The organism is Marinobacter vinifirmus, assembly GCF_002258215.1.
In the GTDB taxonomy this organism is placed as follows: Bacteria; Pseudomonadota; Gammaproteobacteria; order Pseudomonadales; family Oleiphilaceae; genus Marinobacter; species Marinobacter vinifirmus.
The window spans coordinates 36,647-61,067 of the sequence record NZ_NEFY01000011.1 but is presented as its reverse complement, the minus strand read 5'-3'; the positions used below and the strand labels follow the sequence as shown (position 1 = coordinate 61,067).

General features: G+C 61.0%; 25 protein-coding genes. 9 read left to right on the top strand and 16 right to left on the bottom strand.

Translation table 11 applies throughout. From position 1 onward, the window contains the following. Positions 1 to 5: 5 nt before the first annotated feature. From B9Q17_RS13280 to B9Q17_RS13260, 5 genes are read left to right on the top strand one after another with little or no spacing between them, the layout of a single operon-like run. Positions 6 to 941, top strand: a complete 936-nt coding sequence (locus B9Q17_RS13280) for a DUF58 domain-containing protein (RefSeq protein WP_094625585.1) — start codon at positions 6 to 8, stop codon at positions 939 to 941. Continuing rightward, positions 938 to 1,405 carry a DUF4381 domain-containing protein gene (locus B9Q17_RS13275; protein ID WP_094625584.1) on the top strand — a complete coding sequence of 156 codons (468 nt, stop codon included), beginning with the start codon at positions 938 to 940 and terminating at the stop codon, positions 1,403 to 1,405. Before B9Q17_RS13280 ends, B9Q17_RS13275 begins: the two co-directional genes overlap by 4 nt. Further along, positions 1,402 to 2,427 carry a vWA domain-containing protein gene (locus B9Q17_RS13270; protein WP_094625583.1) on the top strand — a complete coding sequence of 342 codons (1,026 nt, stop codon included), beginning with the start codon at positions 1,402 to 1,404 and terminating at the stop codon, positions 2,425 to 2,427. Before B9Q17_RS13275 ends, B9Q17_RS13270 begins: the two co-directional genes overlap by 4 nt. After that, the gene (locus B9Q17_RS13265) at positions 2,420 to 4,273 is read left to right on the top strand and encodes a VWA domain-containing protein (protein WP_094625582.1); all 1,854 of its coding nucleotides are present in this window, start codon (positions 2,420 to 2,422) and stop codon (positions 4,271 to 4,273) included. Before B9Q17_RS13270 ends, B9Q17_RS13265 begins: the two co-directional genes overlap by 8 nt. After that, the gene (locus B9Q17_RS13260) at positions 4,267 to 5,997 is read left to right on the top strand and encodes a BatD family protein (RefSeq protein ID WP_094625581.1); all 1,731 of its coding nucleotides are present in this window, start codon (positions 4,267 to 4,269) and stop codon (positions 5,995 to 5,997) included. The genes B9Q17_RS13265 and B9Q17_RS13260 overlap by 7 nt, the downstream gene beginning before the upstream one ends. On the opposite strand, the gene ccmI is transcribed toward B9Q17_RS13260, so the two are convergent. The 12 genes from ccmI to B9Q17_RS13200 all read right to left on the bottom strand — a co-directional run bounded on the left by ccmI (position 5,987) and on the right by B9Q17_RS13200 (position 17,510). Further along, the gene (ccmI, locus tag B9Q17_RS13255; RefSeq protein WP_094625580.1) at positions 5,987 to 7,261 is read right to left on the bottom strand and encodes a c-type cytochrome biogenesis protein CcmI; all 1,275 of its coding nucleotides are present in this window, start codon (positions 7,259 to 7,261) and stop codon (positions 5,987 to 5,989) included. The two genes, B9Q17_RS13260 and ccmI, sit on opposite strands and share 11 nt — an antisense overlap. Before the next feature lie 36 nt (positions 7,262 to 7,297). Then, complete coding sequence (locus tag B9Q17_RS13250; protein ID WP_094625579.1) at positions 7,298 to 7,777, bottom strand: cytochrome c-type biogenesis protein; 480 nt, start codon at positions 7,775 to 7,777, stop codon at positions 7,298 to 7,300. Further along, positions 7,777 to 8,313, bottom strand: a complete 537-nt coding sequence (locus B9Q17_RS13245; RefSeq protein ID WP_094625578.1) for a DsbE family thiol:disulfide interchange protein — start codon at positions 8,311 to 8,313, stop codon at positions 7,777 to 7,779. Before B9Q17_RS13245 ends, B9Q17_RS13250 begins: the two co-directional genes overlap by 1 nt. Continuing rightward, entirely contained in the window at positions 8,310 to 10,310 is a 2,001-nt protein-coding gene (locus B9Q17_RS13240) for a heme lyase CcmF/NrfE family subunit (protein WP_094625577.1), read from the bottom strand. Before B9Q17_RS13240 ends, B9Q17_RS13245 begins: the two co-directional genes overlap by 4 nt. Before the next feature lie 33 nt (positions 10,311 to 10,343). Beyond that, positions 10,344 to 10,820 carry a cytochrome c maturation protein CcmE gene (gene ccmE / locus B9Q17_RS13235; protein WP_022988754.1) on the bottom strand — a complete coding sequence of 159 codons (477 nt, stop codon included), beginning with the start codon at positions 10,818 to 10,820 and terminating at the stop codon, positions 10,344 to 10,346. A gap of 14 nt (positions 10,821 to 10,834) precedes the next feature. Beyond that, complete coding sequence (gene ccmD / locus B9Q17_RS13230; RefSeq protein WP_022988753.1) at positions 10,835 to 11,071, bottom strand: heme exporter protein CcmD; 237 nt, start codon at positions 11,069 to 11,071, stop codon at positions 10,835 to 10,837. Positions 11,072 to 11,074: 3 nt separating this feature from the next. Next, positions 11,075 to 11,818, bottom strand: coding sequence for a heme ABC transporter permease CcmC (ccmC, locus tag B9Q17_RS13225; protein WP_022988752.1), 744 nt, complete (start codon positions 11,816 to 11,818; stop codon positions 11,075 to 11,077). Positions 11,819 to 11,838: 20 nt separating this feature from the next. Further along, entirely contained in the window at positions 11,839 to 12,564 is a 726-nt protein-coding gene (ccmB, locus tag B9Q17_RS13220) for a heme exporter protein CcmB (RefSeq protein WP_094625576.1), read from the bottom strand. Continuing rightward, complete coding sequence (gene ccmA / locus B9Q17_RS13215; protein WP_094625575.1) at positions 12,554 to 13,192, bottom strand: cytochrome c biogenesis heme-transporting ATPase CcmA; 639 nt, start codon at positions 13,190 to 13,192, stop codon at positions 12,554 to 12,556. The genes ccmB and ccmA overlap by 11 nt, the downstream gene beginning before the upstream one ends. 126 nt (positions 13,193 to 13,318) lie before the next feature. Continuing rightward, complete coding sequence (locus B9Q17_RS13210) at positions 13,319 to 14,419, bottom strand: ATP-binding protein (protein WP_094625574.1); 1,101 nt, start codon at positions 14,417 to 14,419, stop codon at positions 13,319 to 13,321. Then, entirely contained in the window at positions 14,416 to 16,695 is a 2,280-nt protein-coding gene (locus B9Q17_RS13205; protein ID WP_094625573.1) for an ATPase, T2SS/T4P/T4SS family, read from the bottom strand. The genes B9Q17_RS13210 and B9Q17_RS13205 overlap by 4 nt, the downstream gene beginning before the upstream one ends. After that, positions 16,692 to 17,510: a MinD/ParA family protein gene (locus B9Q17_RS13200; protein WP_094625572.1), complete on the bottom strand. Its 819-nt coding sequence runs from the start codon at positions 17,508 to 17,510 to the stop codon at positions 16,692 to 16,694. The genes B9Q17_RS13205 and B9Q17_RS13200 overlap by 4 nt, the downstream gene beginning before the upstream one ends. 146 nt (positions 17,511 to 17,656) lie before the next feature. Here B9Q17_RS13200 and upp point away from each other — a divergent pair, with 146 nt between their 5' ends. Both upp and B9Q17_RS13190 read left to right on the top strand, forming a co-directional pair. Further along, the gene (gene upp / locus B9Q17_RS13195; RefSeq protein WP_058340163.1) at positions 17,657 to 18,295 is read left to right on the top strand and encodes a uracil phosphoribosyltransferase; all 639 of its coding nucleotides are present in this window, start codon (positions 17,657 to 17,659) and stop codon (positions 18,293 to 18,295) included. A 2-nt stretch (positions 18,296 to 18,297) separates the two neighbouring features. Continuing rightward, the gene (locus tag B9Q17_RS13190; RefSeq protein WP_094625571.1) at positions 18,298 to 19,554 is read left to right on the top strand and encodes a uracil-xanthine permease family protein; all 1,257 of its coding nucleotides are present in this window, start codon (positions 18,298 to 18,300) and stop codon (positions 19,552 to 19,554) included. Here the strand turns inward: B9Q17_RS13190 and B9Q17_RS13185 are convergent. The 3 genes from B9Q17_RS13185 to B9Q17_RS13175 form a co-directional block, all read right to left on the bottom strand. After that, positions 19,551 to 19,892: an Hpt domain-containing protein gene (locus tag B9Q17_RS13185; RefSeq protein ID WP_094625570.1), complete on the bottom strand. Its 342-nt coding sequence runs from the start codon at positions 19,890 to 19,892 to the stop codon at positions 19,551 to 19,553. The two genes, B9Q17_RS13190 and B9Q17_RS13185, sit on opposite strands and share 4 nt — an antisense overlap. Positions 19,893 to 19,984: 92 nt before the next feature. Beyond that, on the bottom strand, positions 19,985 to 21,433 hold the full coding sequence (locus B9Q17_RS13180) for a sigma-54 dependent transcriptional regulator (RefSeq protein ID WP_094625569.1): 1,449 nt from the start codon (positions 21,431 to 21,433) through the stop codon (positions 19,985 to 19,987). Between the two features lie 22 nt (positions 21,434 to 21,455). Next, positions 21,456 to 22,814 (bottom strand): DUF1329 domain-containing protein, encoded by a 1,359-nt coding sequence (locus tag B9Q17_RS13175; protein WP_094625568.1) that lies wholly within the window; start codon positions 22,812 to 22,814, stop codon positions 21,456 to 21,458. A gap of 259 nt (positions 22,815 to 23,073) precedes the next feature. On the opposite strand from B9Q17_RS13175, the gene B9Q17_RS13170 reads away from it, so the two are divergent. Both B9Q17_RS13170 and B9Q17_RS13165 read left to right on the top strand, forming a co-directional pair. After that, positions 23,074 to 23,574 carry a DUF6586 family protein gene (locus tag B9Q17_RS13170; RefSeq protein ID WP_094625567.1) on the top strand — a complete coding sequence of 167 codons (501 nt, stop codon included), beginning with the start codon at positions 23,074 to 23,076 and terminating at the stop codon, positions 23,572 to 23,574. Between the two features lie 55 nt (positions 23,575 to 23,629). Beyond that, positions 23,630 to 23,902 carry a hypothetical protein gene (locus tag B9Q17_RS13165; RefSeq protein ID WP_022988742.1) on the top strand — a complete coding sequence of 91 codons (273 nt, stop codon included), beginning with the start codon at positions 23,630 to 23,632 and terminating at the stop codon, positions 23,900 to 23,902. A gap of 18 nt (positions 23,903 to 23,920) precedes the next feature. Here B9Q17_RS13165 and B9Q17_RS13160 read toward each other — a convergent pair whose 3' ends face one another. Beyond that, complete coding sequence (locus tag B9Q17_RS13160; protein WP_094625566.1) at positions 23,921 to 24,412, bottom strand: cell division inhibitor SulA; 492 nt, start codon at positions 24,410 to 24,412, stop codon at positions 23,921 to 23,923. Positions 24,413 to 24,421: the final 9 nt, after the last annotated feature.

Below are 24,421 nucleotides of genomic sequence, written 5' to 3'. Positions count from 1 at the left end.
ACACCATGGCGCAGAGCAACGCAGCAACCCACATCACCCTGCCGGAACTGGTTCGGCTGCAAGCCGACGCCAGGGCCCTGAAGCTGCCTTCTGCCCGCCCGGTGCGTTCGCGCCAGGCCGGCTTGCGCCAGTCTCGCCAGCGTGGTCGCGGCATGACCTTTGCCGAAGTGCGGCAATACCAGCCCGGCGACGATATCCGCAGCATTGACTGGCGGGTAACGGCGCGGCGCCAGTCACCCCACACCAAACTCTACGAAGAAGAACGGGAGCGGCCGGTGCTGCTGATTGCCGACCTGGGCCCGACCCTGTTCTTCGCCAGCACCGGTGCCTACAAACAGGTGCGCTGCGCCCAGGTTACCGCGCTGTTGGCCTGGCTGGCCCTGTGGGCCGGCGACCAGGTGGGTGGCCTGGTATTTAATGACCAGGAGCTGGAGGTGCTGCGCCCGGCCCGGCGCAAGAAATCCGTACTGCGCCTGCTGGATACCCTGGCCAGCCACCAACACAAGCCGGACGTGCCACCCCGGCCTTCGACCCCCGACCACGGGCTGGACACAGCGCTGGCCGAAGCCCGGCGGGTGGCCCATACCGGCAGCCGGATTTTCATCATCAGCGACTTCATGAACATCAGCGATAACACCACCAGCCTGCTCGGCGCCCTGGGCCGCCATAACACCGTCAGCGCCCTGCGCATTATGGATCCGCTGGAAAAACAGCTGCCGGACAGCGGCCAGTTTGCGGTGGCCGGGCCGGAAGGGCCGATCTGGTTTGATGCCTCCAATCCCGCGTTCAAAAAGGCCTGGCAGGAAAAGGTTGTCACCCATGAACGGCTGCTGGAAGACTGTTTTCGCACCTCCGGTGTGCAGGCGGCCACCATCATGACCAGCGAAGAGCCGGCAGCCGCCCTACGCCAGCTTTTGGGCCCGGGAGGGCGTATCGGATGAACCCGCAAGATCCGTTAGCCCAACTGCGCGATATTCACCTGCCGGAAACCGGTGGCTGGTGGCCGCCGGCGCCGGGCTGGTGGATTCTGGCGGTCGTCGCTCTGGTACTGGCCGCAGTCGCGTTCTGGTTGCTGCGCCGGCGCCGCCAGCAGAACCTGTGGAAACGCCAGGCCCGCGAGGAACTGGTGCAACTGGCGGCCAACCCGCGCCAGTGCAACGAATGGTTCAGTGAACTTAACCAGCTGCTCAAGCGGGTAGCCCGGCAGGCCTATCCGGACCGGCATCCGGAAACCCTCACCGGCCAGGGCTGGGCCGAATTCCTGCTGGAAACCTCGCCTTCCGAACGCATTGCCTCAAGGCCGGTAGCGGAAGCGCTGGTGCAAGCACCCTGGCGCCCGAACACCAACCTGGACCCGGGCCAGGCACTCGACTTTGCCCGGTTCTGGCTGGAGGCCCAGCTATGATTTCCCTGGCCTATCCCTGGCTGCTGTTACTGGCCCTGTTGCCGCTGCTGTTCCTGGCCGGCAAACGTTATGGCAAGGGTGAACCGGTAGATGCACCGGTCATCCCGGTTGGCCACTGGTTGTCGGGCATGCCCGGCGTCAGTACCCAGGGGCGCCGGACACCGCGCTGGCGCCAGTTGCTGCTGCTTCTGGCCTGGCTGTGCCTGGTGCTCGCCATCGCCCGACCGCAGCATGTGGGCGAGCAGGTGCAGATGCCGGTCAGCGGCCGTGACCTGATGCTGCTGGTGGATATATCGCCCAGTATGGATGAGCGCGACATGGTTATTCAGGGCCGCAGCATCAACCGCCTGCAAGCGGTCAAGCGGGTGCTGGACCAGTTTATCGACCGCCGGGAGGGTGACCGCCTGGGGCTGGTCCTGTTCGGCACCCAGCCCTACGTGCAGGCACCCCTGACCTTTGACCGGGAAACCGTAAGAACCCTGCTGCTGGAAGCCGGCCTGGGCATGGCCGGCCGGGCAACTGCAATTGGCGATGCCGTGGGCCTTGCGGTGAAACGCCTGCGGGATCGCCCCCAGGAGCAGCGGGTAGCCATCCTTCTGACCGACGGCGCCAACACCGCCGGTGAAGTGAGCCCGGACAAAGCCACCGAGATTGCCGCGGCCACAGGTGTGCGGCTATACACCATCGGTATCGGCGCCGATTCCATGATCCAGCGGGGGCTGCTGGGCTCACGGCGGGTGAACCCGTCCCGGGACCTGGACGAAGCCCTGCTCACCCGCATGGCGGAACAGACCGGCGGCCGGTATTTCCGGGCCCGTAGCCTGCCGGAGCTGGAAATGATCTACGACAGCATCGACCAGCTGGAGCCCATTGAGCAGGAAGGCCAGTTCTATCGCCCGGTTACCGAACTCTACGTGTGGCCGGCGGGCACAGCGGTTACCCTGTGGCTGCTGTTGTCAGCACTGAGGTTACTGGCCAGCCGGGCCCGCCGCAATGAATCCGGGGAGGTGCACCATGGCTGATTTTCACTTCCTGAGGCCCCTTTGGTTATTACTGTTGCTGGCACTGCCGGCGTTATACCTGGCAAGGCACAAGCTGCGCCAGGCCGATGCCGGCTGGAGCCGTTATATTCCCCAGCCCCTGCTGAAACCGCTTTTAAACAAACCTGGGCAAGGCGCCCCGGGCGGTGCCAGCCGGTCGCCGCTGCTGCCACTGAACATCGCCCTGCTGACCCTGGCCATCGGCCTGGCTGGCCCGAGCTGGCGTCAGGCCCCTACCCCGCTCAAACAACCGGAAGACAGTCTGGTGATTGTGCTGGACCTGTCGCTGTCCATGCTGGCCACCGATGCCGAACCGGACCGGCTGACCCTGGCCAAGCGCAAGGTTCGGGACCTGCTGGCGCAACGGCGCGGCGGCCTGACCGCCCTGCTGGTGTACTCCGGTGATGCCCACACCGTTACGCCATTGACCGAAGACTTCCGCACTATCGAAGCCATGCTCGGAGTTCTGGACCCCGCCATCATGCCGGCACAGGGTAACCGGGCAGACCTGGCCATTGGCCAGGCGGTGGATCTGCTGCAGCAGGGCGCACCGGGCCGCGGGCGGATATTGCTGATATCCGATGATGTGCCCCGAAGTTATCACAGCGCCATCAACAATCACCTGGCCGGCACCGGCTATGCCCTGAGCACACTGGTTGTGGGCACACCGGAAGGTGGGCCGATTCCCCTGGCCAAGCGAGGCTTCCTGCGCAGTAACGGCGAGATTGTCATCGCCAGGGCCGACCCCGATGCCATGGAGAGGCTGGCCCGGGCCAACGGCGGTGACAGCCACGAACTGACCCTTGGCGACGCGGATATCCGTGCCCTTGCGCTGGAACCGGGAGCGGAAGAGGATTGGTCGGAAACCGGTGACGGCCTGACCATCAACCGCTGGCAAGACGACGGCTACTGGCTGCTCTGGCTGGCCCTGCCCCTGTTATTGCTGGGCTGGCGTCGGGGTGCCTTTGCTGTACTCGCCCTGAGCCTTATACCACTGACCCTGACACCCCGCCCGGCCATGGCACTGGACTGGGGTGGCCTGTGGCAGCGGGACGACCAGCGCGGGCGGGAACTGATCGGGCAGGATCCGGAGCGCGCGGCAGAGGTTCTGCAGCAGCCGGACTGGAAAGGCTCGGCCCTGTACCGCAGCGGCCGCCACGAAGAGGCTGCCCGGGCCTTTACCGAAATACCGACGGCCACCGGCCACTACAACCGGGGTAATGCCCTGGCCCGGGCCGGCGAGCTTGAACAAGCCCTGGACGCCTACCAGCAGGCCCTGGCGCAGAACCCCGACTTCGAAGACGCCCGCTTTAACCGTGACCTGGTTCAGCAGCTGCTCGACCAGCAACAGCAGCAAGAGCAAGACCAGCAACAAGGCGATTCCGGTGACCAGCAGTCGGAGAACAACCAGCAGCAGGGCGAAGATTCACAGTCCGGCCAGGACAATCAGGACAGCCCGGGTGATCAAAGCGATCAAGGCAGTCAGGGTAAGCAGGAAAGCCAGCAGCAAGGCCAGCAAGACAGCCAGCAGGAATCCGAACAATCCGGTGATACACAGGATTCCGGACAGAGCGGCCAAGACGCCGAGCCACAGGCTGGCGAAGACATGCAGCAATCCGGGCAAGGCCAGCCGTCAGACCAGGAGCCGGCCGACAACGGCCAGGCTGTAGAAGCTCCGGCCGAAATTTCCGAACAACCGCTGGACCAGGGCCAGGAGCAGTGGCTACGGCGTATTCCTGACAACCCCGGCGGGCTGTTGCAGCGCAAGTTCCTGCAGCAGTACCAGCAGCGCCAGACGCAATCCGACGAGGGCGATACACCATGGTAAAACGCATTTTTCTCCCCGTTTTTCTGTTACTGGTACAGCTTGTGGCCCTGCAGCCGGCCCAGGCCAGTGAGCTGTCGGTTGAGCCGGACCGCACGCAGCTGTACGAAGGCGAGGTATTAACCCTGACCGTGCGCGGCTCCATGGAAATCGACCTGAACCTCAGCAATCTGTTCAACTTTGACCTGTCTGACCTGCCTTCCCCCGACATTGAAAAGGTAGAGCCGGACTTCGAAATCCTGGCCCGGAACCAGCGTTACAGTGTGCAGACCGTCAACGGCGATATGACCGGGGAAATCACCTGGACCTACCAGCTGGCCCCCACCCGAACCGGCAAGCTGACTATCCCGGAGCTGACCTTCAAGGATGCCACCTCCGAGCCGGTAGAGATTGACGTGGTGACCGGCACAGCGCCGAGCCAGGAAGCCGGCGCCCGCGACAGTTTTATCGAACTATCGGCCGACAAAGCCGAGGTGTATGTGCAGGAACAGCTGGTGCTTACCATACAGCTGTTTTTCTCGGGCAACCTGATACGGGGCGAATTGTCGGAGCCGGAACACCCCGATGCCATCATCGAATCCCTGGGCAAGCAGCGCGAATTCACCCGTTACCGGGATGGCGTCCGTTACCGGGTGGTTGAGCGGCGCTATGCCATCTTTCCCCAGCAGCCGGGGCAGCTGAGCCTGGCCCCGATCCGCTTTGAGGGTCAGACCCGCGACGCCAACGGCCAGTTGAAGTTCCTGCGGGATCAACAGCAGCTCTATGAGGTACCGGTAAAACCGGTGCCTGATGCCTTCCCGGCAGACCAGCCCTGGCTGCCGGCCCGCAGCCTGGCGCTGGCTGAAGACGGCCTGCCGCCAGCAGGGGAACTGAACGCCGGAGCCAACCTGACCCGGAAGATTACCCTGCATGCCGATGGCTTGCCGGCAGAAGCCCTGCCGCCACTGCCGCAGGAAACTCCAGCGGCCATACGCAGCTACCCGGAAAGCCCCCTGAGAAATACCGAAACCACCGTTGACGGCCTTCGCTCCACCCTGCAGCAGGAAGCCGCTCTGGTGCCGGTCCAGGCCGGCGATGTGGTGTTGCCCGCCATCCGCATCCTCTGGTGGAACACAGAGACCGACCAACTGGAGCAGGCGGTATTGCCGGAGCGTCCCTACACCATCACCGGTAACAGCGCGGTCGCCGCTGCGCCGGTGCCGGATAACAGCGCCCCGGAGACTCCGCCCGCCACTACTCCGGTCACCGCAGATGACCAGCCCCCGACAGATAACCCGGGCTCTTTCTGGCTTTGGCTTTCGATGGTACTGGGATTGCTCTGGCTGGCTACCCTGGTGCTGTGGTGGTTGTCCCGAAAGCCGTCCGGCGGCGCCCTGTCATCCGAGCCATTGGAAGACGACACCGAAAAACACGCCTATGAGCAGTTGATCCGTTCGGTTAAAAACGGTTCCGCAGACACCACCGGCCAGCTGCTGCACTGGGCCAGGTTACGATTCCCGGAACAGCGCTTTGCGACGGTCAGCGATGTGGTCAGGTTCAGTGATGACCCGGAACTGGCCGGCCACCTGGAGCAACTGCAGGCACAGCTGTTCTCGCAACACCAGCAGGCGGTTTCGAATGAGGCACTACAGGGATTGGGGAAAGCATTGGAGAGGTTGAGAAAGCGGAAGGCACAAAGCGAAGACAGCCGCTACGGACTGCCTCCGCTGAATCCGGTCAGTCGATAAGTTCCTGGCTGATTACCAGTTCAACCGGCTCGCCACCAGCCTCCGGTGGCAGCACTTCCGCTTCCACCTGGCCCTGCCAGTCACCGGCTTGCGGGTTGATGCTTCCGCTGCGGCTCAGGCGGGCGACAATCACGACCTCTTCTGCGGAGGAAATGGTAGCCTCCGGCGACATGGCGTAGCTGTCATCCAGGCGGATATCTACCGGCAGAACACCTGCAGTCATGCGGGCGACAGCCACCGGCGCCCCACCTGATGTGCCCTTTGCACGGGCAAAGACAAACAGGGTGGTGTCACCTGGCACGCTGTCCCTGAACGCATCATCCAGGGAAACTCTCAGGGCCACACCGGCAGACGGTGCCGCAGGCTCCGGAGCCTGCGCAGCGGGAGGTGTTTCGCCCAGGCGGTTGTAGGCTTCGGCAATGCCACCGCGAATAGAGGCAATCTGCGGATGGTCCGGCGTGACCTCTACAATGGTTTCCCAGTATTCGATCGCTTCACGGTAGTTCTGCTGGCTGAAGGCATTGATGCCCAGCAGGCCCAGCGAGTTCACTTCGTTCGGGTTCAGGGCGCGGGCTGACTCGATGGCCGCCATCACACCCGGCGTCATCTGCCCTTCACTCTGGAAGTACAATGCCTGGGCTGACAGGCCCCAGGCCACTGAGCTGGCATTGCGATCCTGCTCGGTAATTGCAGCCAGGCGCTGGAAGGCTTCGGCCGCATCCTCGTAACGTTCGGTACGCATATAGGTCTGGCCCAGCATGGCCCAGCCGTCGGCGTTCTCCGGATCCTGCTCGAGGCGGTCCCGCAGCTGGTCTGCCAGTGCGGACATGCGCGCGGTCTGGTCATCGTTACCGGAAGCACCCATTTCCTGCATGGTGATGAACTGCTCTACCCGGTCCATAGCGCCCCATTCCTGGTAGCCCAGGTAGGCACCGGCGGGCAGCAGTAGCACGGCCAGCAAGGCAACAGCCATGGCGCTGCGCCGGCCTGCCAGCCGCTGGCGGGGCTGCTCGTTTTCCGGAACGTCGTCAAGCATGGCGCCCGCCAGCTCTTCTTTCAGTTGCTGGTAGCCTTCAGCGTCCAGGATGCCGGCTTCGTGTTCATCATCCAGCTCTTTCAGGCGGGACTTGTAGGCCAGCAGGTTCTGGTTTCTGAGGTCTGCATCCATCCGCGCCTTGGGGCGGTGAAAGAACACCGGGTACAACACAAATGCCAGGGCGATGAGAATGAATACCGTCGCGGCAATCCAGAATGTTTCAGTCATGGAGTCTTCGTCGCAGTTGGGGATGTGTTACGCGGATCAGCGCTCGGATGGCTGATCCTTATCGGCCAGCATCTGTTCGACCCTGGCTTTTTCTTCGGGGCTGAGGGCCGTTTCCTGCTGGCCCTGTTTGCGCGAGCGCATTACCACGCCAGCCACAATCAGCAAGCCGCCAATCACGGCAATGGCCGGGAAAGCCCAGAGGAAAATCGTGCGCTTGTCGACCGGCGGTTTGTACTGCACAAACTCGCCAAAACGGTCCACCAGGGCGCCGACGATTTCATCGTTGGAAGCGCCTTGCTGCATCATCAGGTACACCTCGTCCCGCATATCCTTGGAGATGGGGGCGTTGGAGTCAGCGATATTCTGGTTCTGGCACTTGGGGCAGCGCAGCTCGGCAATCAGGTTCTGGTAACGCTGCTCTTCAGCCCGGGTATCGAAGTCGTAGACCTCCATCACCTCGGCCCGGAGTGGTGAAACCACAAACAGCATGGCCAACAGTAGCGGATAAAAACGCATCAGCTATTTCCCTTTGCCTGATTGAACACGGGCAGCAGGACTTCCTGCCAAACCCGCTCGTTCACTACACCCACATGCCGGTACAGAACGACACCGTCGGCGTCGATCACATAGGTTTCCGGAGCGCCGTATACACCCAGGTCAAAGCCGAGGGATCCGCGAGGGTCGAAGATAATGGTTTCGTAGGGATTGCCGAGGCGGCCCAGGAAACTGAACGCGGTTTCCCGCTGATCCTTGTAGTTCAGGCCGACAATGCGCACGCCTTCGTTGCTGGCCAGGTGCATCAGGTATTCATGCTCGTCCCAGCAGGACGGACACCACTCGGCCCAGACATTCAGCAGGGACACCTGCCCCTGGAAAACCGAGGTGTCCAGCATATGCTCCGGGTCGTGCAGGTCCTGCAGCTGGAATTCCGGTACCGGCTTGCCGATACGGGCCGATTCCAGCTTGGTGGGATCCTTGCCGATACCGGCAAACAGGAAGACCCCTATGCCCACCGCAATCAGCAACGGAATAAACAGCAGCAGGCGCCTCATGACGATGCCTCCGCCGGCTTGCCGGGAGCCGTGTTGCCAGCCTGGGCTTTCTGTTTTTCCTCAGCTTTTACACGAATGCGGTAACGCTTGTCGGCAATGGCCAGGAAGCCGCCGATGGCCATCACCAGGGAACCCAGCCACAACCAGCGTACCAGCGGCTTGTACTGCAGGCGGATGGCCCAGGCGTCGTCGGAAATCCGCTCGCCAATGGCCACAAATACATCCCGGAACAGGCCGGCATCAATATCCGCCTCGGTCATCACGCTCATACCCACCGGGTAGTTACGCTTTTCCGGGTGCAGGTCGGTAACCAGCTTGCCATCCAGGAACACGTTAAAGCTGCCGTACTGGGCGGTGAAATTGGCGCCCTGCCGCTCACCGATGTCGGTGAACACGATTTCGTAATCGCCCACCATGGCGGAATCACCCGGAGTCATGCGGACATCCCGCTCGACACCGTAATTGGACACCACGGTGGCACCGGCCATCACCATAGCCACACCAAGGTGCCCCAGCACCATGCCCCAGTAACTGCGGGACTGGCGCTTGAGGCCATGCAATCGGCCCTGGCGGGAAGCAGACTTGTCCCACAGGTCCCACAGGGTAGCCACGGCAATCCATATGGCAGTGAACACACCGGCAAAGGCCCAGGGCGCAAAGCTGCCATAGTTAACCATCACCGCAGCCGTCGCCACCAGGCTGATCGCCAGCGGCCACAACAGTTTACGGGCCAGCATACCGCCGTCGGTTTTCTTCCAGCGGGAGAAGATACCGGCACCCAGCAAAAGGCCGGTGGCCACGGCCAGCGGGCTGAAGGTGGTGTTAAAGAACGGCTCGCCGATGGACAGCTTGCCGGCATCCAGGTAGTCCAGGACCAGCGGATACAGGGTACCGATGGCCACCAGCAGCGTAGCGGATACCAGCAACACGTTGTTCAGCAGCAGGAAGATTTCACGGGACAGGGAGCCGTAACGGGAACGCACGTGCACCACGGGTGCCCTGAACGCGTAGAGCAGCAGGCTGCCCACGACGGTGATACCCAGTAGCATGAGCAGAAAGCTGCCCCGCTCGGGGTCAGAAGCGAAGGCATGTACCGAGGTGAGAACACCGGAGCGCACCAGGAAGGTGCCCAGCAGGCTCAGTGCGAAGGTGACGATGGCCAGCAGTACCGTCCAGCTCTTGAACACGCCACGCTTTTCCGTCACTGCCAGCGAGTGCATCAGGGCCGTACCGGACAGCCACGGCAGCAAGGAGGCGTTTTCAACCGGGTCCCAGAACCACCAGCCGCCCCAGCCAAGCTCGTAATAGGCCCACCAGCTGCCCAGGGCAATACCGATGGTCAGGAACGACCAGGCAACGGTTGTCCAGGGCCGGGACCAGCGGGCCCAGGCCGCATCCAGGCGACCGTTGATCAGGGCGGCAATAGCGAAAGCAAAGGCCACCGAGAAGCCCACATAGCCCATGTACAGCATGGGCGGGTGCATAATCAGGCCGATGTCCTGCAGCAGCGGGTTCAGGTCCTGGCCATCCGCCGGCACGTTCGGCAGCATACGGTCAAAGGGGTTGGACGTCACAATGATGAACAGGAAGAAGCCGACACAGACCATGCCCATAACCGCCAGCACCTGGGACACCATGGTCGATGGCAACCTGCGGCTGAAGATGGCCACTGCCAGGGTCCAGCCGGTGAGCATCAGGATCCACAACAGCAGTGAGCCTTCATGGCCACCCCACACGGCACTGAACTTGTAGTACCAGGGCAGCATGCTGTTGCTGTTGTTGGCCACGTAGGCCACGGAGAAATCGTCTACCAGGAAGGCGTGGATCAGGATGGCAAAGGCCAGGCCGGTAAACACAAACATGCCCGACGCCAGGGGCCGGGCAAACGCCTGCAGACTGTCACGCCCGGTGAGCGCACCGGCCAACGGGACGACGGCAAGAAGCACCGAGAGCAACAGCGCGAGTATCAGTGCAAGCTGTCCGAGTTCCGGATACATCAGAAATCTCCAAGGTCAGTCATGATTCGGGGCTCAGTAAGCCGCGCTTTCTGCAGCTTTCTCTGCGTTCGCCTTGTTCAGGCCCTTGGATGATTTCTCCAGGGCATCGGCTACTTCCGGCGGCATATAGTTTTCATCGTGCTTGGCGAGAACCTGGTCTGCCACAAACAGGCCTTCTTCGTTCAGTCGACCCATGGCCACCACGCCCTGCCCTTCTGCGAACAGGTCCGGCAGGATGCCTACGTACTGTACCGGCACAGACGCGGCATAATCCGTCACCCGGAAGTTCACCTTCAGGCTTTCGGTATCACGTATCACACTGCCTTCTTCCACCATGCCGCCGGCACGGATGCGTACATCAACCGGGGCATTGCCGGCAGAGATTTCTGTCGGGTCGTAGAACAGGTTGATGTTCTGGCGCAGTGCATAGGTCGTCAGGCCCACCGCCAGCGCAATGCCGGCAACCAGGAAGGCAAGAATGGTCAGTCTTTTTTTGCGGATCGGATGCATGGGTTACCTGCTGTTCAGTCCTGGGAAACTTCAACTCGGGTGAAAGTGGCCGCCGCTTTCGGGCGGGCGCTGTCTTTGCTTCCCTGCTGCTGTTCTAGCCTGCGCCTGCAGGAATCGTATACGGCACGGTTGCGGCGTGCAGACCAGATCATCAGCCCGCCCAGCAACACAACAAATACGGCGTAGCACGCCCACACATAGGGGCCGTGCCCTTCCATGGCAATAAATGCGGAGAACGAATCGAATGCCATTGGTTATTTCCTTCCCGCCAGAACAAGTTCTCTGACCCAGCGGGTACGCTGCTCCCGCAACAGGATCTCGGTTTTCATTCGCAGACAGGCCAGCCAGCCAAACAACAGGTACAGGCCAAGCACTGAAAGCAGCAACGGCACCCACATTTCCATCGGCATGGAGGGTTTTTCAGTCAACTTGAAGGTGGCCGGCTGATGCAGTGTATTCCACCAGTCCACCGAATATTTGATGATAGGGATATTTACTACCCCCACCAGTACCAGCACCGCCACGGCCCGGGCGGCAGATTTCTCGTCGTTGATGGCACGGTCCAGCGCGATGGCGCCACCGTACAGGAACAGGAGAATGAGCATGGAGGTGAGACGGGCGTCCCAGACCCACCAGGTGCCCCAGGTGGGCTTACCCCACACGGCCCCTGTGAACAGCGACAGGAAAGTGAGCACCAACCCAACCGGCGCGATGGCTTTGACAAACACGTCCGCCAGCTTCATGCGCCAGACCAGGGTGACCACGGCAGCCACCGCCATCATTATGTAGATTGACTGGGCCAGGAACGCTGCCGGCACATGGATAAAGATGATCCGGTAGCTGTTGCCCTGCAGGTAATCCTTCGGCGCAAACGCCAGACCCCACACCAGGCCGGCCAGCAGCACGATCAGCCCGCCGGCCAGCAGCCAGGGCATCAAGCGGTTAGCGATGCCGTAAAACCACTTTGGGGAACCCAATTTGTGAAACCATTGCCACATCAGTTGGTCACCGTCTTTTTTTAACTGTTAGACATGCTGATTCGCAGCGCGGCGGCGGCTGCAAATGGCGCCAGGGTCAGCGCCAGTACCAGGAATGCCCCCATCAATGCGAGATAACCGGCCACGGGCGCGCCCTCGGCTGCTGCCGCCACGGTCCCGGTACCGAAAATAAGCACGGGAATGTACAGTGGAATGATCAGCAGTGACAAGAGCACACCGGCAGATCGTAACCCCAGTGTCAACGCCGCGCCGATGGCACCAATCAGGCTCAGTACCGGGGTACCGATCAGCAGCGTTAGACACAGAATTGCCACAGAGTTCCCGTCCAGGTGCACCATTATGCCCAACACTGGCGTAAGCAATACCAGCGGCAGGCCGGTGAGTATCCAGTGGGCCAGTGTCTTGGCCAGGATCAGCAGGAACAGGGGCTGTGGCTGTAATATCAATTGCTCCAGGGTGCCATCATCAAAGTCGTGCCGGAACAGGTGGTCCAGCGACAGCAGCACCGACAACAGGGCCGCTACCCAGAGAATACCGGCACCGGACTGCTTGAGAAATGCCACTTCAGGGCTAACCCCTAACGGAAAGAGGGTTACCACCATAATAAAGAACAGCAGCGGGTTGAGCAGATCCTGGCGCTGCCGGAAGGCCACCCGGACATCCCGCATGAAGACCGCCACCATGGCCTGCACCGGACCGATGGCACTCTCTACCGGTTTCAATGCCGGCCGGGATTCAGCATTCATAACTCTGCCCTCCCCCCAGTGTAATGCGCTTCATTCCGGGCAACTGCAGGTCGTGGTGGGTCGTCACCAGCACCGCACCGCCTTCTGCAGCCCGCTGCTGCAATAATTCTTCAATGGCTTTGACGCCATCCGCATCAATCGCCGTGAACACTTCATCCAGCAGCCACAAGGGTTCGTCTGCAATCAACAGGCGCGCCAGTGCCACCCGGCGCTGCTGACCGGCCGACAGATTGCGACAGGGTACATTCTCGAAGCCGGCCAGTCCTGTGCCCGCCAGTGCCTGCGACAATATGTCATCGCTGACGGTGCGGCGGCCCGCCATCAGGGCCCGAAGGTTTTCCATGGGAGTGAGCAGGGGTTTGATGCCGGGGCGGTGCCCAAGGTACAGCATGTTGCGCAGGAAGGATTCACGGTGCCAGGCCCGGGGTTCGCCACACCAGAGCAGTTCGCCTGACCAGGCATCGTTCAAACCGGCAAGGATTCTGAGCAGGGTGGTTTTGCCGGTGCCGTTGGGGCCTTCAATACGGGTAACGGTACCCGGCATTACCGAGAAGCTGAGATTCTGGAACAACAGGCGCTCGTCGCGCTCACATTCGAGATTTACAGCCTGTAATAACGGCTCGGACATCGGGGCCCCGTCTGCAGAGCGAAGGACGCCACGCAGGCATCCGGTGAATGAGTGCGCATTATAACGAATGCGACACCGGATTACCCATGCGTGACGTCAAATACCGATGTACTCAGCAAGCCTAACTTATTGAATCAGGTTGCGCAGTGCCCAAACCTGCTGCCAGTGATCACCCTTGCGCGAGGCGACCGCAGTTTCGAAGTAATGCTTCAGGCGCCGGCGGTCATCCGGCTGGTCTTTCAGGGCCGAACCGATGATGTGGTGCACCAGGTGTTCGATGGTCATGGTGCCGCCACCGTAATACCAGGCATTGAGGCTCGCCGCATGGGCCACGGACACCGCCTCGGCCGTCGACAGCGCCGCACCGGCCAGCCGGTCGGTACTTCGGCCGTCCAGGGTCTGGCCATTACGGAGTTCATGGAACAGGGTTACCAGGACTTCCACCACCTTTTCATCCAGCGCTACCTCTATGCCGGCGCGCTGGTTGGCCTTGCGCACTTCCCGCAGCACCACGTCCATTTCATCGGCCAGCAGGCGGATGGGGCGGATTTCCTCGAAGTCCATCCGGCGCTTGAGGGCGGCACTCATCTGGTGCACCCCTTCATCCACGCTGTTGGAGGTGGCCACCAGGTTGAAACCTTCCTGGGCGAGAATCACCCCGTCTTCGCCCAACTCGGGAATAACCACTACCCGGTCTGACAGCACAGACAGCATGGCATCCTGCAGGGCCTGGGGGCAGCGGGCGATTTCCTCGAACCGCACCAGCCGGCCTTCCATCATGCCCCGCAACAGGGGCGTGGGCACCAGGGCCCGGCGCGTAGGGCCTTCGCTGTGCAACAGTGCGTCGTTCCAGCTGTACAACAACTGGCTGACCTGGCTGATGGCGCCGCCTTGTAACGTGAGGGTCGAATTGCCCGAGATGGCAGCACACAGCAGCTCTGACAACCAGGACTTAGCGGTACCTGGCTCACCTACCAACAGACAGCCCCGGTTGGTACACAGGGAAATGATAATACGGGTGACCATGGCCCGGTCTGCCACGAACTTGCGCTCGATACCGAGTTTTTCGTCGCCCACCAGGAACTTCTCCACCGCCCGGGGCGACATCTTCCAGCCCGGCGGCACCGGCCCCTGATCCATAGCGACCAGCTTGTCGAGCTCTTCCCGGTAGGTGACTTCCGCTGGCTCCCGCTGGGCCGCTTTTACCGTTGTTTTGGTGTTGTTCATCCGTTACTCCTTCGACCACCACGGACTTCCGGTGCCATGCGCTCCCTGGGCAGGATACGCGGCAATTCAGACAGCGGGATCAAGCCTTCAATCACATGGTCCAGTGCACTATCGCGCATGGTAATCAGTCCGGCATCCAGCGCCCGCCAACGCAACTCACCGATCGGCGGCTGGCTGGAAATGGCGTTCCGGATGTCCGAATCCACTTCCATATATTCAACGATGGCCACCCGGCCATGGGTGCCCCGTCCGTTGCACTTGTCGCAGCCCTCCCCTTCGAAACAGCGGAAATCTGCAGGTGCCCCGTTCGGGAAGACCTCGGCCAGAATCGCCGGATCCGCCTCGGCCGGTTTGCGACAATGCTTGCAGATACGCTTGGCCAGTCGCTGGGCAATCACTGCCAGCAATTCGCCGGCAATGGAGTTGGGATGAATGCCCAGGTCGTACAGACGCTGCAGGGAATCCACCGCATCGTTACAGTGCAGGGTTGAAAGCACCACGTGGCCGGTCTGGGAGGCCCGGATGGCTTCCAGGGCGGTTTCCTGGTCCCGGATTTCACCCACCAGGATCACATCCGGGTCTTCCCGGACGAAAGCCCGCATGGCGTCCGCAAAACTGAAACCGATTTCGGTACGCACCCGGGTTTGCTGGATGTTGTCGATGGAGTACTCGATAGGATCTTCCACCGTAATCACCTTGCGCCGGCCATCGTCCGCCAGCGTCTGCAAACCGGCATAAAGCGTGGTGGACTTACCGGAGCCGGTCGGCCCCACCACCAGCACCAGGCCAGCGGGGTTATCCAGCAAGCGCTCATAGCGGGCGCCGATCGCCGGCGACATACCCAGCTCGGCAATGGTCATGGCCCGACCGGTTTGGGGCAGCAGGCGGATAACAGCGTTTTCACCGTGCAGCGAGGGCTGGGTCTGGATCCGCAGGTCGTAGGAGGTATTACCCAGCTGCAGTCGCGAACGGCCGCCCTGGGGCAGCCGGTGCTCGGCGATGTTCAGCTCCGCCCTCAGCTTGATAACGTTGATAACGCCCCGGATTTCCCGGGCCGAGAGCTGGTACTGGGGCAAGTCGTGCAGGTCGCCATCTACCCGCAGGCGGATGCGCACCCGGTTCTCGTACTGCTCGATGTGGATGTCACTGGCCTTCTCGCTGACGGCATCCAGCAGGATGGCCTCGTAGACCGACACCAGGTACGGGCTGATGCTCCTGGAGTTATCCTTGCCCAACAAATCCTTGCTGGCCCCGGTTTCCGACGGCTTTACTCCGGTATTCGTGCCCTGCTCCGCGACAAAGCGGCTGCCCTTGACGGTCAGATCCAGGGCCGACCAGATGCGCCGGAAATCCGTCGGGGTAACCAGCATGCAGACAATACGGTGCCTGGGCGTCAGCCGCTCCAGCTGGTCTGTACGGGCGTCCGGGTCATCAGTGACAACGGTCAGGGTACTGTCTTCCTCCGATACCGGAATCAGCCGGGACAAATCCAGGAAGGTGCGGGAGAAGCGCCGGAACAATTCCGCGTTCAGGCTGTTCAGCACCTCGTCACCGTCGGTGAATTTCATGCCCCGCTGCTGGGCCACCGACCGGTACAGGTCGATTTCTTCCAGGTTCAGCTTGCGGCGCACCACATCCAGAACCCGGTCGTTGCCGGTGGCGGCTTCGATTCTGGCCTGGGCCAGCACCGAATCGCTGACCAGCCCCAGGTCGATCAGGATCTGCTCGGAGTTCCGGTTGAAGTCGACCCAGCCAAGGGTGCGAACCCGCTCCAGCTGGCCACCCGTGTTCCGGAATATGGCTAGGCTGGGCACCGGGCCGGCGCGCCCCTCCAGGCAAAGGATATGGCCATCCCGCTTCACGCAGGGCAACAGAAGTGCCGGATCTTTGATAAACGTTGTGCACAGCACCAGGTCGCAGAGTTCATCGACCTCGATACCGGCATCGGCAGACACCTGCATGACGTCCACATTATGCAGGCTGCACTGGAAGAACCGTTCACGGGCTTTTTCCGCCAGCACCGGGTTCTTGTCGACGTAGATCACCCGGCGGGCCAGCCGCGCCAGCACGGCCGTCAGATAGCCGGAACCCCCACCCACGTGCATAACAACCTGGTGGCTGTCGATTTCGGGTATCAGCCCCAGCAGGTGGCGGACGGTTTCTTCCCGGGGAATGGAATGGCCGGTAATGGATGGCGCGAGATCCGCACCGGAAACAAAATCCTGGCGGGATACCGCCAGCAGGGCCTCATGGGCACGGGAATACAGTTGTTTCATTCAACGGCTCCAACCAGACGCTCCACAAAAAACTCAAGATGCCCCCCGGGAGCAGAGGGTAAAGGCCAGTTTTCGACTTTTTCTGCCAGTGCCCGCATGGCGAGGGACGCCCTCGCCTTGGGGTAGGCTTCCATAAACGCCTTTTGCCGCTGCACGGCCTTGCGCACGGCGTCGTCACTGGGAATGGCTCCACTGTAGTGTAGCCCCGCATCCAGGAAACGACCGGTGACTCTGGTCAGTTTTTCAAACAGTTGGGTGCCCTCCCTGTCGTTGCGCACCTGGTTGGCCAGCACCCGGAAACGGCTGGTGCCGTAATCGCGGTGCATCATGCGGATCAGGGCGTAGGCATCGGCAATGGAAGTGGGTTCGTCACACAATACCAGCAGAATCTCCTGGGCGGCCCGCAAAAACGCCAATACAGAGTCGGATACACCGGCTGAGGTATCGATGATCAATACGTCGGTCTGGTCGCCCAGATCACTGAAGGCGTGGATGAGCCCTGCGTGCTGGGCCGCAGTCAGGCGGGTCATCGCCAGGCTGCCGGACGCAGACGGTGCCACCCGGATACCACCGGGGCCATCTACCAGAATGTCTTCCAGGGCGCACTGGCCATCCAGCACGTGCTGAAGGTTATAGTGGACCGTCAGGCCCAGCAGCACATCCAGGTTACCCAACCCCAGGCCGGCGTCGAGCACCAGCACACGACGGCCCCGTTCGGCCAGTGCAATACCAAGGTTAACGGCTATATTGCTTTTCCCTACTCCACCCTTGCCGCTGGACACGGCAATTACCTGAACCGGACGGGGTTTATTCATGATTGTTATGGTTCTCTGAAAAACTTGCTGCGCGGCCTGTTCATGGCCCTCTGAGTGCCTGACTCGGAGCTAAAGATACGGTATCCTTGCGCCATTTATTTCAAGCAAATCCACGCCAGATTATCCGAACACACAGGTGACCACAAATGCCAATCCACGAAGTAAAGCATCCCCTGATCCAGCACAAACTTGGCCTTATGCGCCGGGCAGACATCAGCACCAAGAATTTTCGTGAACTGGCCCAGGAAGTTGGCGCCCTGCTGACCTACGAGGCAACCAAGGATTTCAGCCTCCAGGAGAAGACCATTGATGGCTGGGCAGGCCCGGTCACCGTTGAGCAGATCCACGGCAAGAAGATTACCATTGTGCCTATTCTGCGGGCAGGCCTGGGCATGCTGGACGGCGTACTGAGCCTGATTCCGGTCGCCCGGGTAAGCGTGGTTGGCCAGATCCGTAACGAAACCACCCTGGAAGCGGAAACCTACCTGGAAAAACTGGTGGGCGAGCTGGACCAGCGCATGGCGCTGATTATCGACCCGATGCTGGCTACCGGTGGCTCGATGATTTCCACCATCGACCTGCTGAAGAAAGCCGGCAGCACCGAAATCCGTGCCCTGGTGCTGGTGGCAGCTCCGGAAGGCGTGGAAAAAGTCCTGGAGAAACACCCGGACGTTTCCATCTACACCGCTTCGGTTGACGAACGCCTGAACGAGAAAGGCTACATCCTGCCGGGCCTGGGCGATGCCGGCGACAAGATCTTCGGCACCAAGCAGAAGGACGTCTGAGTATGCAGGACCATAGCAACGATCCGGTCTGGAAGCAGGCGCTGGCCGGCTCCCAGATGCTGCTGGTGGCCTTCGGCGCCCTGGTGCTGATGCCGCTGATTACCGGGCTGGACCCGAACGTGGCCCTGTTCACGGCCGGTGTCGGCACCCTGATCTTCCACGTGGTGACCGGGGGCCAGATTCCGATCTTCCTGGCATCTTCCTTTGCGTTTATCGCCCCGATCATTGCCGCCAAGGGCCGGTTCGGTCTGGAAGAAACCCTCGGCGGCCTGATGGCGGCAGGTATCCTGTACATCATCCTGTCCGGCGCGGTTCGCCTGCGCGGCACCGGGTTTGTTACCCGCCTGCTGCCGCCGGTGGTGATCGCTCCGGTGATCATGACCATCGGTCTGGGCCTGGCCCCGCTGGCCGTGCATATGGCCTCTGGCCGCACCGGTGACGGTGCCGCAGAGCTGGTGCCCTACAACACAGCCATCTGGATTGCCATGATTTCCCTGACCGTGACCATTGTGATGTCGGTCTGGGCCAAGGGCATCTTCCGGCTGGTGCCGATCATGTTCGGCGTAATTGTGGGCTATGTGCTGTCATGGTTTGCCGGCATTGTCGACACCACCGCCATCGAGCAGGCAGCCTGGTTCTCGGTGCCGAATTTCGTCGCACCCGCGTTCAGCTGGGGCGCCATCCTGTTCATGATTCCGGTGGCCATTGCCCCGGCCATTGAACACATTGGTGATGTACTGGCGATCGGCAACGTCACCCGCAAGAACTACCTGGAAAAGCCCGGCCTGCACCGCACCCTGCTGGGCGATGGCCTGGCCACCAGCGCCGCGTCTATGCTGGGCGGGCCGCCTAACACCACATACTCGGAAGTGACGGGCGCAGTGATGCTGACCCGAAACTTCAATCCGAAAGTAATGTGGTGGGCGGCCGTTGTTGCCATTGTACTGGCCTTTGTGGGCAAGTTTGGTGCCGCGCTGCAGACCATTCCGGTGCCCGTGATGGGCGGCATCCTGTGCCTGCTGTTTGGTTCGATTGCCGTGGTGGGCCTGAATACCCTGATCCGCCACCAGGTGGACTTGTCTCAGTCACGTAACCTGGTGATCGTGGGTGTTACCCTGGTGTTCGGCATTGGCAACATGGTGCTGGGGCAGCTGGAAGGGATCGCCCTGTGTGCCGTGGTGGCGATTATCCTGAACCTGGTCCTGCCGGGCGAGAAAGAAGCCTGGGGCCGCAAGATCTACGAAAGCAAAAACGATTAACCGAAGTTCTCGAGGCGCTGCTGCACCTCCCGAAACTCCGTGTAAATCTGCTCCAGTACGGCCGGAGCCTGTTCCAGTGCTCCGGCCTTACCCAGCTTCTCCGCTTCAAAGCACGCCTGCCCCAGCCGGGGCGCACCAATATTGATGCTGCTGCCCTTGAAGCTGTGGGCGGTCTTGGCAAAAATGTCCGGGTTATTCTCTGACAGCGCCTGCTCCAGGCTTTCGATGCGGCTTCTGGAGTCGGCCAGATAGGCCTGGATCAGGACATCAAACTCTTCTTCCATGACATCCTTCAGTTCGGCCAGCGCCTCTTCATCAAGATGCGGTTTGTCGTTCATCGGTCAACTCCCTGTCGTGCGCATATCCCGATACTTTCTCAGAAAGGCCGCCGGAATCAAAGCCCCGCAGGCAAACTCGGGGCGCTTCGGCGTCAGGAGGACGGGGGTTCTTCCCGCAGGCCGTACTTGCGCACCTTCTCTACCAGTGTGGTTCGGCGGATACGCAATTTCTCTGCAGCCCGTGCCACCACACCCCCGGTTTCATTAAGGGCCTGCTCGATCAGTTGCTTCTCGAGATTGGCCAGGTAGTCCTTGAGGTCTATGCCGTTAACCGGCAGCAGTACCGGCCCGTCCAGCCCCACCAGGCCGGGAACGGCAGAGGGCAAGCCCTGATCGTCCGGCGCCCGGTGTTCGTCGTGGTCATCCAGGTAGCGGAATTTCCGGGGCAGCTCCTGAACACCAATCACGCCGTAGGGGTACATGATGGCCAGCCGCTCCACCAGGTTGGCCAGCTCCCGCACGTTGCCCGGCCAGTCATGCCGGCACAGGCTCATGATGGCAGCCGAGTTCAGCCGCAGGGAGCCGCGCTTTTCCTTTTCCATGCGGGAGATCAGTTCGTTGATCAGCAGGGGAATATCTTCGACCCGATCACGCAGGGCGGGCATATCGATGGGAAAAACATTCAGCCGGTAGTAGAGGTCTTCACGGAAGCGGCCGGCTTCGATCAGCTGCTCGAGATTCTTGTCTGCCGCCGCAATAATCCGCACGTTGGTAGGCCGGGAGCGGTTACTGCCGATGCGTTCGAAGTTGCCATCCTGCACCAGCCGAAGCACCTTCACCTGGGTGTTCAGGGGCAGCTCGCTGACATCATCCAGGAACAAGGTTCCGCCATTGGCCAGTTCACAGCGTCCGGCCCGCTCGGTGATGGCACCGGGAAAGGCTCCCCGTTCATAGCCAAACAGCTCGCCTTCAAGCAGGTCCGCCGGTATGGCGCTGCAGTTTACCGGCACGAAGGGCTGGTCGCGACGGTCGGAATGGTAGTGCAAGTTGCGGGCGACCACCTCCTTGCCGGTTCCGGACTCTCCGGTAATCAGCACGCTGACGTCCCGATCGGCGACCTGCTCCATCAGATCCCGCACCTGCTGTATGCGACGGCTGGTGCCCACCAGGCTGCGAAACAGCTGGACACCCCGCTGGTGCCCGCGGCCATTGCCCTGGTCAAACTGGGAACGGTACACCTGGGCCCGGTGCAGGGAATCGACAAACTTGGCGTAATTCAGGGGCCATTCAAGGCGGGCGATAATGCGACTGGCGAGATCCCTGGGCAGGTCGGCGGCCTCGGGCCCGCCGGCCAGCAACACCGGCAAAGCCGGGGAGATGCGAGCAAGCTCCTGAAGGCTATCCTGCACGGCCTGGCCATCACCTGCCACCACGGCCACGGAGAAACCCTCCGGCTGATCCTCCCCGTCTCGAAATTGCGCTGCCACTGACAGGTCGTCAGCAGCCACCGGGCCTTCACCCAGAAATTCCAGGATAGTAACAAGATCCCGGCGCAGGCCGGGATCTTCACTCACTACCAGTACTTTATTGTTGTTGGGCATTAACCGGTATCTCTGTCAGGTATCAGCGTCGTGCTGCCCGCCGTGCCGCCGAGGCGGTAAATTCATTACCCCGGAAGCCCGGATCGAAATCGTAGGCCGGGTAACCGTTATCCAGGCCATCAATGTAATAACGCTGCGCTTTGAGGTCGTAGGTCATTTCCATGGTGGTCCAGAACACCGGCACACTGTAGTAGCTGATGTTGTGGGCTTCCGACACGCGCCACAGCTCACCCTCTTCGTTGTACTCTTCAGAGGCCATGATTTGCCAGCTATCTTCATCAATGTAGAACACCCTGCGATCGTAGATATGGCCAATACCAACGCGGCGCTTGGCTTCCACTACCCAGACCCGGTGCAACTCGTAGCGGGTCAGCTCCTGGTTGATGTGGTTCGGGCGAATCACATCCGAGGGGCGAATGTTGTCGTCATGTAGCTTGTACGCATTGTACGGCACCAGCAGTTCCCGCTTGCCTTTCAGCTCCCAGTCGTACTGGTTAGGGGCACCGTTGTACATGTCTTTCTGGTCAACGGAACGCAGCGACGAGGAGTTGGGCAGATCTGTCTCGTAGGCCAGGTTCGGTGACCGGCGCAAACGCCGTGAACCGGAATCATACCGCCATGCCAGCCTCGGTGAACGGACCTGGTCCAAAGTTTCGTGCACCAGTGTGATGGTGCCGGCCAGGGTGCTGGGCGCGATGGTCTCGGTTTTCAGGTAGAAGATCTTGTTGTCGATATCTGCCAGCTCGGCGCCAATCTGGCTGTAGGCAAAGTAGTAATCGTACTGGTTAACCACTTCGTTGTAGGCGCCATCCCGCTGGGGCGCGGCGGAGGCACTGCGGAACGAAACCTCTTCACCCCGATAACGGAGGATGTGATTCCAGATCGCCTCAAGCCCATTCTGGGGAATGGGGAACGGACTGGTCATGATGGTATTTCGCACGCCGTTGCCGTTATCCAGCAGCTCTGCGCTCAAGGCATTCTCGAAAGACTTTTCGTAGACATGCTCGGGGAAGGCTGCAGTCCGGCGCGTCTGGTAAACCGGCATAAAGAATTCCGGCCCGTACTGTTCCAGCATCCGGATATGGCCATCCGACAGCACATCACGGTACTGGTCCATGTTATCGCGAGTAACGGTATAAAGCGGCTTGTCTTCCGGGAACGGATCAATCTCCTTGGTTCCCTCTCGCCAGTTTGCCGGTGGTGTTGCCAGGCCGCCGTTCCAGGCCGGAATAGTGCCTTCGGCATTACCGGCGCGTTCGGCACCGACCGGTGTGAGCTCATTGTTCAACCGCTCTGCTTCGGCAGGTGAAACCTTTGCCACAACGGGTCCGGACAACCCCATTACTGCTGCGGTAACCGCCGCAACCAACTGGTTTCGCATCCCTCAACCTCCATTCTGAATGGTCGGGCGATCGACCTTCGCCCGAATTGCGGCCCTTTTTTGCCAGTTTCAAACGACCGTTTCAAGTGAAGGTTTGTAGTTTCTTGTGAACAGGCACCTGTATCAACAGCAACCATCAAAGGGGAGGAAATGGGTGGACAAAAATGATACTATTAGCCGCTTGGCCTGATGGATATACAAGGGTGTGGTCTTCAGGCGGGCAACTGATCATCCGGCACTGCATGTGGGCAGGTATTGCATGGCTTCAACGTGGTATTCACTGGTTTCACAAAAACTGTACCTGGCCCAGGTACTGATCCGGGAATTTGACCAGCCAGCCAGTACCGCCAGCACCGGACTGCCGGCAGCCGTGATCGGAGAAGCCCGGTCCCAGGCAGTGGCAGAAGTCCTGCTGAGAGCCCGCGACGTACTACTGACCATGATCGCAAGGCTGCACCAGAAAAAGACGGAAACGCCGCACAGCCTGGCCGAGTTAAAGGCGCTGTTCGAATACGACGTGGCGGAAGTCGAGACTCTCGACAGCCTCGCGCAGCAGCGGGACAGCTGGTGGAACCACCTGGTTCAGCTGGACAAGGCCCTGGGCCAACCACCAGCGCAGAAAAAGACGGTCTCTGCCGACAACATTATTGCGGTAGCCGCAGAAGAAGGCCCGGACCGCTCCCTGCAGGCACTGGAACAGACCAGGGCAGCCATGGCCGTTTTTGCAAGGGAACTCGAAGAGCGGCACGGCGAGTGGTAGCAGCCCTGACCACGGCTGCACCGAAACAACCCGAATGACGACAAAGGTTTAACGAATGTCACCATCGTTTTTTGAAATTGTACAACTCTCTGACGGCGACTACGCATTGCGCCGGATAGACGATGATGCCGCCCCACTGGTGCGCATTTCTTTTTCCGAAGAAGCCCGGGAAATGATGGAGAACCGGGATATGAACGTGGCCAAGGCCATGATTGCTGCAGGCATTGAAGCCGCCGGCAATATCGACTACGACATGGGCCATGACATGGACTGGGATGAAGAAGACGGCGACGCGATCGACCCCCAGCCCAGCTATACCCTGCATTGACCGATACTGCGCCAGCCCTCAGCGCTGGCGCAAAATCACCCCGTGACTGTTGCCTTTCGCAGAAGCCTTTTGCAGTGAATCGAAGGCGGCGCGCCCCAGCTTGTTGGTCCAGAGCACTACCGCATGACAGGTACCTGCGCCCAGGGCGCGCTCTGCCAGCTGCTGGGCCGGGTATTCCGCAGTTGAACGCAGCACCAGGATCTCGTTTGCCACAATGCCGTGCATCTTCTGCCACTTGGCCACCAGCGCCTGGGGCGGATCAATCCACGCCAGCCAGCGCTTTTCCTGGTTCAGCTGGGTGAGCATGGGCAATAACAGCTGAAAGTTCTCTACCTGTCCTTCCGGCAGGATAATCTCCGTCACATTGCCGCCCAGGCCTGAATGACCCGCTGCCGAACCACCTGCAGGCCGACGCATGCTTGCCGGGCGCTGACCCGCAGAGATCGCTTGCGCCGGTGCCACTGTGGCCGGATGAAACGCCATGTTCTGATTGAAGCTCAACTGTTCCATAACTCACCT

What these genes read in the sequence shown, in the direction of transcription:
- B9Q17_RS13260 (WP_094625581.1), top strand. Translation starts at nt 4,267, where the DNA reads ATGGTAAAACGCATTTTTCTCCCCGTTTTTCTGTTACTGGTACAGCTT.
- B9Q17_RS13160 (WP_094625566.1), bottom strand. Translation starts at nt 24,412, where the DNA reads ATGGAACAGTTGAGCTTCAATCAGAACATGGCGTTTCATCCGGCCACA.
- B9Q17_RS13185 (WP_094625570.1), bottom strand. Translation starts at nt 19,892, where the DNA reads ATGAACGACAAACCGCATCTTGATGAAGAGGCGCTGGCCGAACTGAAG.
- ccmB (WP_094625576.1), bottom strand. Translation starts at nt 12,564, where the DNA reads ATGAATGCTGAATCCCGGCCGGCATTGAAACCGGTAGAGAGTGCCATC.
- B9Q17_RS13190 (WP_094625571.1), top strand. Translation starts at nt 18,298, where the DNA reads ATGCAGGACCATAGCAACGATCCGGTCTGGAAGCAGGCGCTGGCCGGC.
- upp (WP_058340163.1), top strand. Translation starts at nt 17,657, where the DNA reads ATGCCAATCCACGAAGTAAAGCATCCCCTGATCCAGCACAAACTTGGC.
- B9Q17_RS13165 (WP_022988742.1), top strand. Translation starts at nt 23,630, where the DNA reads ATGTCACCATCGTTTTTTGAAATTGTACAACTCTCTGACGGCGACTAC.
- B9Q17_RS13275 (WP_094625584.1), top strand. Translation starts at nt 938, where the DNA reads ATGAACCCGCAAGATCCGTTAGCCCAACTGCGCGATATTCACCTGCCG.
- ccmE (WP_022988754.1), bottom strand. Translation starts at nt 10,820, where the DNA reads ATGCATCCGATCCGCAAAAAAAGACTGACCATTCTTGCCTTCCTGGTT.
- B9Q17_RS13200 (WP_094625572.1), bottom strand. Translation starts at nt 17,510, where the DNA reads ATGAATAAACCCCGTCCGGTTCAGGTAATTGCCGTGTCCAGCGGCAAG.
- B9Q17_RS13210 (WP_094625574.1), bottom strand. Translation starts at nt 14,419, where the DNA reads ATGAACAACACCAAAACAACGGTAAAAGCGGCCCAGCGGGAGCCAGCG.
- ccmD (WP_022988753.1), bottom strand. Translation starts at nt 11,071, where the DNA reads ATGGCATTCGATTCGTTCTCCGCATTTATTGCCATGGAAGGGCACGGC.
- B9Q17_RS13245 (WP_094625578.1), bottom strand. Translation starts at nt 8,313, where the DNA reads ATGAGGCGCCTGCTGCTGTTTATTCCGTTGCTGATTGCGGTGGGCATA.
- B9Q17_RS13280 (WP_094625585.1), top strand. Translation starts at nt 6, where the DNA reads ATGGCGCAGAGCAACGCAGCAACCCACATCACCCTGCCGGAACTGGTT.
- B9Q17_RS13175 (WP_094625568.1), bottom strand. Translation starts at nt 22,814, where the DNA reads ATGCGAAACCAGTTGGTTGCGGCGGTTACCGCAGCAGTAATGGGGTTG.
- B9Q17_RS13265 (WP_094625582.1), top strand. Translation starts at nt 2,420, where the DNA reads ATGGCTGATTTTCACTTCCTGAGGCCCCTTTGGTTATTACTGTTGCTG.
- ccmA (WP_094625575.1), bottom strand. Translation starts at nt 13,192, where the DNA reads ATGTCCGAGCCGTTATTACAGGCTGTAAATCTCGAATGTGAGCGCGAC.
- B9Q17_RS13270 (WP_094625583.1), top strand. Translation starts at nt 1,402, where the DNA reads ATGATTTCCCTGGCCTATCCCTGGCTGCTGTTACTGGCCCTGTTGCCG.
- ccmC (WP_022988752.1), bottom strand. Translation starts at nt 11,818, where the DNA reads ATGTGGCAATGGTTTCACAAATTGGGTTCCCCAAAGTGGTTTTACGGC.
- B9Q17_RS13250 (WP_094625579.1), bottom strand. Translation starts at nt 7,777, where the DNA reads ATGCGTTTTTATCCGCTACTGTTGGCCATGCTGTTTGTGGTTTCACCA.
- B9Q17_RS13170 (WP_094625567.1), top strand. Translation starts at nt 23,074, where the DNA reads ATGGCTTCAACGTGGTATTCACTGGTTTCACAAAAACTGTACCTGGCC.
- ccmI (WP_094625580.1), bottom strand. Translation starts at nt 7,261, where the DNA reads ATGACTGAAACATTCTGGATTGCCGCGACGGTATTCATTCTCATCGCC.
- B9Q17_RS13205 (WP_094625573.1), bottom strand. Translation starts at nt 16,695, where the DNA reads ATGAAACAACTGTATTCCCGTGCCCATGAGGCCCTGCTGGCGGTATCC.
- B9Q17_RS13240 (WP_094625577.1), bottom strand. Translation starts at nt 10,310, where the DNA reads ATGTATCCGGAACTCGGACAGCTTGCACTGATACTCGCGCTGTTGCTC.
- B9Q17_RS13180 (WP_094625569.1), bottom strand. Translation starts at nt 21,433, where the DNA reads ATGCCCAACAACAATAAAGTACTGGTAGTGAGTGAAGATCCCGGCCTG.